4 protein-coding genes are annotated in these 6,668 nt (G+C 49.0%); 1 reads left to right on the forward strand and 3 read right to left on the reverse strand.

The genetic code is table 11. The features are described 5' to 3' along the window. Positions 1–691 (forward strand): hypothetical protein (locus Q0238_RS00325; RefSeq protein WP_297941743.1); only part of this gene is annotated, 691 nt, incomplete at its 5' end. A gap of 661 nt (positions 692–1,352) precedes the next feature. Here Q0238_RS00325 and Q0238_RS00330 read toward each other — a convergent pair. The 3 genes from Q0238_RS00330 to Q0238_RS00340 all read right to left on the reverse strand — a co-directional run bounded on the left by Q0238_RS00330 (position 1,353) and on the right by Q0238_RS00340 (position 5,386). Then, positions 1,353–1,916 carry a histidine phosphatase family protein gene (locus Q0238_RS00330; protein WP_297941745.1) on the reverse strand — a complete coding sequence of 188 codons (564 nt, stop codon included), beginning with the start codon at positions 1,914–1,916 and terminating at the stop codon, positions 1,353–1,355. A gap of 168 nt (positions 1,917–2,084) precedes the next feature. After that, positions 2,085–2,717 (reverse strand): tetratricopeptide repeat protein, encoded by a 633-nt coding sequence (locus Q0238_RS00335; RefSeq protein ID WP_297941747.1) that lies wholly within the window; start codon positions 2,715–2,717, stop codon positions 2,085–2,087. 38 nt (positions 2,718–2,755) lie between these two features. After that, positions 2,756–5,386: a hypothetical protein gene (locus Q0238_RS00340; protein WP_297941750.1), complete on the reverse strand. Its 2,631-nt coding sequence runs from the start codon at positions 5,384–5,386 to the stop codon at positions 2,756–2,758. Between the last annotated feature and the right edge of the window lie 1,282 nt (positions 5,387–6,668).

The raw sequence follows: 6,668 nt of genomic DNA on the forward strand, positions 1-6,668 counted from the left end.
TAAGTATTTCTTTGCTAATCAAAAACCACTCATTATTACAGAAGGAAAAACGGATATATTGTATTTGAAATCCGCAATAAAAAGTCTATATGCATATTTTCCAGATTTGATTAAAAAAAATAGTAATGACGAATTCGAATTTAAAGTATCATTTTTAAGAAGAACAAAGAGGCTTGAATATTTTTTAAATTTTGTAAAAGATGGAGCGGATTCAATTCAAAATATCTATAGGTTTTTTGTAGGACGAGAAGTTGTAAATTATTCTGAGTATTTTAAAAAAATAACAAAAGATATAGCTGCAAATCCAGTCATTCTTATTTTTGACAATGAAATACCTAATAATAAGAAGCCTGTAAGGAAATTTATAAATTTTACCAATAAGAAAGAATTTGAGAATATATTAGATAAAGAGCTATATGCAAATATTGTAGACAACTTATTTATGATAACAAATCAGCTAGTAAGAGATAAAGAAGAGTGTGAAATAGAAGATTTGTTTGATGATAAGACGCTTAATCATAAGATGGATGGAAAAGTATTTTGTAGGGACTCGGCTATTTTTGATAAACAAAAGCACTATAGTAAGGAAATTTTTTCAAAATATATTTCAAAGAACTATAAAGATATAGATTTTATAAATTTTAAACCCATGCTAAAAAATATTGTAAAAATAATAACAACTTATAAATGATAGTTATATAAGTAACCTTTTGCTAGAATTATATAGAGAAGAATTGCGAAAATTACTCCTATAGTTACTGCCTCTAAGTTTATAAAAAATGCACAAGCTATTAAATGCGTATCTAGTGGTGTTTTAGAGAGGTTCTACATCTACTAGCATAAATTCGGTGGTGCGAAGAACGGTGGTGCGAAGCGAGGATTTTTAAATCCTCGCAGATTTATCGGTGCAGTGCGTAACTCGTTAAATAACATGAAATTTCAAATTTGCAGGCAAATTTAAAGCAACGTAAAATTTTTAAATTTCATCATAACGGAATTTTGGATTTAAGCCGTAAATTTACGGTTCGTAGAATTTTAAAATTTTGCGTCATAAATTCTAAATTTTAACTCAGCACGATTTACCTACGCAAATCGATGCAGCTCGCGTTTATCGTGGCGCGTGCATAAATTTCAAGAATCTCCCACCTTTTAAAACGGCGCTATCTTTGCGCTGAAATAAAATTCCGCAAAATTTCAAAGTAGCTTCCGATAAATTTGACCTGTAAATTTAATCTAGCAAAGCTCCGTCTTTTCGATTTTGCGGCGCGAAATTCCGATTGTAAATCCCTTTTACGAAATTTCATAATCTCTTAGCTGCGCAAAATTTCAAATTTTCGCGTAGAGCGGTATCTTTACGCGGCGCGCTGCCAAATTTCTACGCAGAAGCAGCCTTCGCAAAAGCGGTATATCAGGCGGTAGCCCGCCCGCCGCGCGCTACGGCGTATTACGCGCAGCACGAAGCCGTGCGCGATCACCGCCGTGTCCGCTTCCAGCAGCGACGGCATCAGATCAAGCGCGCGCCGCCGCTCTGCTTTCGCGCTTGCGCCGCTAGGGTTCATGCCGCACAGCCACAGCAGGCGCGAGAGCACGAGCCAACAATCAAACGGCATTTTTATTAGCGGCACGGGGAATATTCGCAGATTAAACTCGCGCAAAGCCTCTAGGTACTCTATGTCCCGTCGGTGTGGAAACAGCTTTTGTGCCGTAAGTGCCGCGCGCGGCAGCGGCGAGGAGTATATTCGGCTTATGCGAGCGATCTTTTCGTATGCGGCGCTGCTTTTAAATTTATCGGTTTGATACAAAGCTAAGCTTTGCGTAGTATCATATAGGATCGCGTGCCGTGCCGCTTCCGCGGCGTCGCATACGCCGCGATCGATCAGCAGCGTAACGTGGCGGATTAGCGCTATCGTAGTCATGATTTTGTCTCCTAAAATACGAGCGCGCTAAGAACTTACGCCGTTATGCTTCCGCTTCTACAGGATACTTGATGTTTAGATTTGCGCTATTTATGCGAAATCCGCTAGGGTTCTTGCTCCGTAGCCACGGCGAGCGCGAGGGTCTACTTCAAAGCATAGATTTGCGGGCTATTTAAGCCTCTCATAGCTTTCGCATGAGCTTTGCCATGCCCTTTCATGCTCCGCTACCGAGCTCATAAACCTATCCTTGCCGCCCAGCTCGCAGGCTTTTTTATAGTACTGCGCGGCTTTTGCATTATCTGCACCCTCGTAAAGACGCGCTAAATTTAAGCACGCAAGCCAGCTGTCCACGATATCCATATCGCAACCGCGCACATAGTAACCTACGCCCTTTATAGCGTCTTTGCGCACGCCTCTACCTCTGATATACGCAGAGCCTGCGTTACTGCAGCCTATCGCGTGCCCGTCATCGCAGGCTTTGTCAAACAACTCCGCCGCCTTCGCCTCATCGCGCGGCATCCCCTCTCCGCTTTGATACAAAATGCCTAAATTTACGCACGACTCCACATCGCCGCCTTTGCAAGCTTTGACGTATAACGGCGCAGCCTTTAGCAGATCTTGCGGCACGCCCCAGCCATAATTGTAAACCTGCGCCAACGCCCCGCACGCCTTCACATCGCCCTTATCGCAGGATTTCGTAGCCCAGCTTATATCGTCTGCAGTGATTTCAAAATTTTCGGCTAGCGCGAAATTTGCAGCAAGCGTCGCGATAAGCGCTAGAATTAAAATTTTATTTTTCATTTTAGTCCTTTTTGATTTTTTAAGATCGCCCGCCAAGCCTAAGGCGCGGATTTATCGCCGGGGCGAAGATTTATCGTCGCACGCTCTTTGCTTTTTAGAGCCTCGTAAATTTCATCGACGCCGCTTAGGTTTTGATCCAAAACCTCCCTCGCCTTTTTTAGCGTGCGTGCGCCAAAAATCCCGTCCTGCTTCACTCCGATGCTTTTTTGGATATATAAAATTTTATCCTTTTGCATCGTAGCAGAATCCTTAGTCGCCCCGGAAGCGGAATTTAAAGCAGGGCTTTCAGAGCCGCTAGAGCTTGCGCTCGTAGAATTTTCGTCTGCAGAATTTACGCCATCACTCGCGGAAGCGGAATTTTCGTCCTCAAAAAATGTAGGCATCCACCCTCGCAGCAGCCCTGCTGCACCAGTTTTTGGTACGTAGCCCGTATTTGCCGCGCCTCCGTAGATTGCGCTAGCCAAAATGGCGCAGAGCAGAGCTTTGCAAAAGTGAGCAAACGCCGCGCCACCTCTGCCGCAGCGATATTCTCGCGGAATTTTACGAGCTTTTACAGCGCACCGCACTGCGCTTGCCAGCCACAGCGCCACACCGCCTAACAGCCCCGCAGCAGCGATTACCGCACCGCACGCAAGTGCCCAAAAATAATGCTCCGCAAAGATCATCTCGAAGCAGCCCTCGCACGCCAGCGCAGCCGCCGCGATGAGTGCGCCTCCGCCTATGCACCACACCGCGCGGTCATAGCGTGGGCTTAGCACGCCAAGCGCCCCAGCCATCGCTCCGCCCAAATCGCGAGCGCATTGCTGCGAAATAAAGCCCTCGCAAACGCGCATAATCGCCGCGGCGAAACTCTGCGCGCAATCCTCGCGCAAAGAACGTGGGAAAAAGAATTTCTTTAATCGGACAAAGGGCGAAATTTTAGAATTTGACGCGGCAGGATCTTGCGTATTCGCGCGATTTTTAAATTTTGCAGCGGCTAGATTTTCGGAATTTATTGCGGCGGAGTCTATGGAATTTGTGGAATTTTCAGCACCCAAGACACTTAAATCTCGGTAATCTCGCTCGCCGCGTAATTCGTAAAGACCCTCCGCAGTGCGATCAGAAGTGTCACTTAAGCCTTCTTGCGAGCTGGCAAAATTAGGTCCATTCTGCGCGCGAGCTTCGCTGCTTTGCTGCCTAGCCTCAAAATCGCCAGCAGAATTCTCTCCACCTTCCAAAAGATCCGCCTCTGTAAATTTTATGCCGCCGCCTACTCCGCCTGCGAACCTGCCAAGCTCTCCGCGCAACCCCAAGCGATTATCTTCCGCGCCCATAGAATTTGCCGAAGCGCTCGCGAATTTCGTGCCCGCAAATTTTACGCTCGCGCCGCCCTCGAGATTTTCTTTGCGCGAAGCGTCTTTTGCAAGGCTTAAAGCGTCGCGATCAGCCGCGCTGCAGGTAGAATTTACAGAGTTAAAATGTCCGTCCGCGCCGCGTAACTGCTCGAGATTTAGCGTCTCGCCGCGCAGCTTAGCATTAGCTAGGCGCATCGCCGCATCCAGCACAGGCTTTGCGCGAAATAGCGCAAAAAGGCTTTGCGCATCGTTCTGCCCTAGCCTAGCGGGCGCACCACGTGCCGCCGCAAGCTCCGACGCAAAAACTTCGTCAAAAAAGTTAGGTCTTACGAATGTCGCGCCACCAAAGCACGCCGCATCGTAAGCCTTGCCGCAGACGGCAAAACTAAAGCGCAAAAAATCATCCTCCGCGCTAAATACCGCTTCGCAGCCGCCCTGCACCGCTCGCAGCGAGCTTAGACGAAACAAAAGTCTGCGTGCTACAAAACCTACGCCCTTGCTGCATAAAAACTCCAGCAGCTCGCGCCCGAAAACCTGCGAGCTAGCGCCTATGCTGACGCTCGGGCGGGCATAAACGGATACTTTGCCAGTGCGAGTGAAATACCCGCGCCCATCGCAGTGCTCGCAGCGAAAATCACCCGCACCGCCGCACTTTTCGCAGCACAATCTGCCTGCGCCGCCGCAAGTGGGACAAATGCGCGAGCCGCTACCGCCACAACTAGCGCAGGGAATGAAGCGATAGCCCATAGAATTTGATGCAGAGCCTGCGGCACCGCTCTTAGAAGCATCGTGCACGCGAGCGTCCGTAGAGCTTAAAGCCGCGCGGCTATAGCCACCGGTGCCCTTGCAATCGGGGCAGATCAAGCGCCCGCGCCCGCCGCAGTTAGCGCACGGCGCCTTGCCTGCGCCTTCGCAGCCTTTGCAGCGTCTCCTGCCCGATCCACCGCAATGCTCACAACGCAGCTGAACGCTAAAGGGCTTAAAATCGTGAAATTTTATGATTTGATCCGCATTCATAGCGGCTTTTTGGGGGTCTGCACGCAGGCGTAGCATAAAGGCCTCGCTTAGCTCCGCATCCGCGCTTGCCACATGCAGGCACTCGCGTGCGTGAGCTTCGAACTGCGCGACGTCAGCGAAATGCAGCTGAGCGCGCTCGCCGCCGCTTATCTGCGAGACGCTAAACTTGCCGGCGAAGTCGTAACGCACGCCAAGCCTCACGCTAAATCCGTAAAACTCGCGATCAAGCTCACGCAGATCGGCGCCGCCGCTACGCGCTAAAGCTTTGAGTCTAGCAACAAACGCCTCTGCAAGCTCCTCTTTATCCAGCTTGTCCATGATCGCTCCTTTCTTACAGGCACGCCACAAAGCCGCGCCGCATAAATTTTAAAATTCCTTTATTAAGATCCCGCAAATTTTAGCATTTCATATAATTATACCGCGAAAGGGAATTTTAAAATTCCAAAATCTCACGCAGGATGAAATTTAGCGCCATTGCGCGCCGTAAAATCTCGCTACAAATCAAAGCTCTAAAATAGAGCTAGACGTGGAATTTCGCACTGCGGCGCGGCGACGTACATAACTAACCGCAACAAATACGGCGTGAACGGATCGCAAAACGGAGCCGCCAGGCATACGGCGCCCGAGCGATAGCAGCGGGCATGCAAGACTTTAATTCCGCAGCAGCGCATAATTTGGCTCGCGATGATGTACGACACAGCGTAACGCGAAGCAAATTCCACGCCTGCATAAAATTTTAAATTTCACGGCTAGCTCGTGCGTACGACATGCAATTTAAAATTTCACGACAACTATGGCGCGGCGTGCAGCGACCTAAAATTCTGCGATAAGCGGCACGCAAATTTCAATCCCGCGACAATCAGGCGACGGGTGCGTGGAGTGCAATTTAATTTACAAGCGTGCAGCGGCATACAGTCGTCGCACAAATTCAGTTCGCAGCTAGCAGCACGGCGCAAAATTTCATTGCCGTGACGCAGCGGCTCGTAAAATTTAGCTCTACGATGTCGCGCAGCTATAGCCGCCTACGCCTTTGCAAGCAGAGCGGATTAGGCATCCGCGCCCACCGCAGGCGATGCACAGTGGTTGGCAAAATTTAATCTGGGTGCCGCAAACCTCCGTCAACATGACTGATCGCACGAGCGTAAAATTTAGCTCGCCTGCCGCGTAATTCAACTCGCGGCGGTGCATGTCGCGGCGCAAGCGCGAATTTTAGATCATGCGGCGATCTGCTGCGCGACTGACGGATTAATTTCACGGTGCGCTCGACATGAAATTTAGAATCTCGTAGCGACACATGACACTGTGCGCGGCCGCGTGAAATTTTAAATTTCACGACGAGCCCACGCGTTATGAAATTTTAAATCTCGCCGCGATGAGCTCGCAAGCTCGCGGACGGCTCGGTTTAAGATCTCGCGCTTGGTTTTTGCGCGGAATTTCGCGAGCAAAATCTCAAATGCTAAACCTGCATGGGTTTCGCGCCGAATTTCTGCGTAGAATTTTACGCAGAATTTAATGAAATTTCGCGGGACGAACCCGGCGCGCCGAAATCCGACCAATCCGACCAATCCGACCAATCCGACCAATCCGACCAATCCGACCA

This window comes from uncultured Campylobacter sp. (assembly GCF_938045775.1).
Lineage (GTDB): Bacteria > Campylobacterota > Campylobacteria > Campylobacterales > Campylobacteraceae > Campylobacter_B.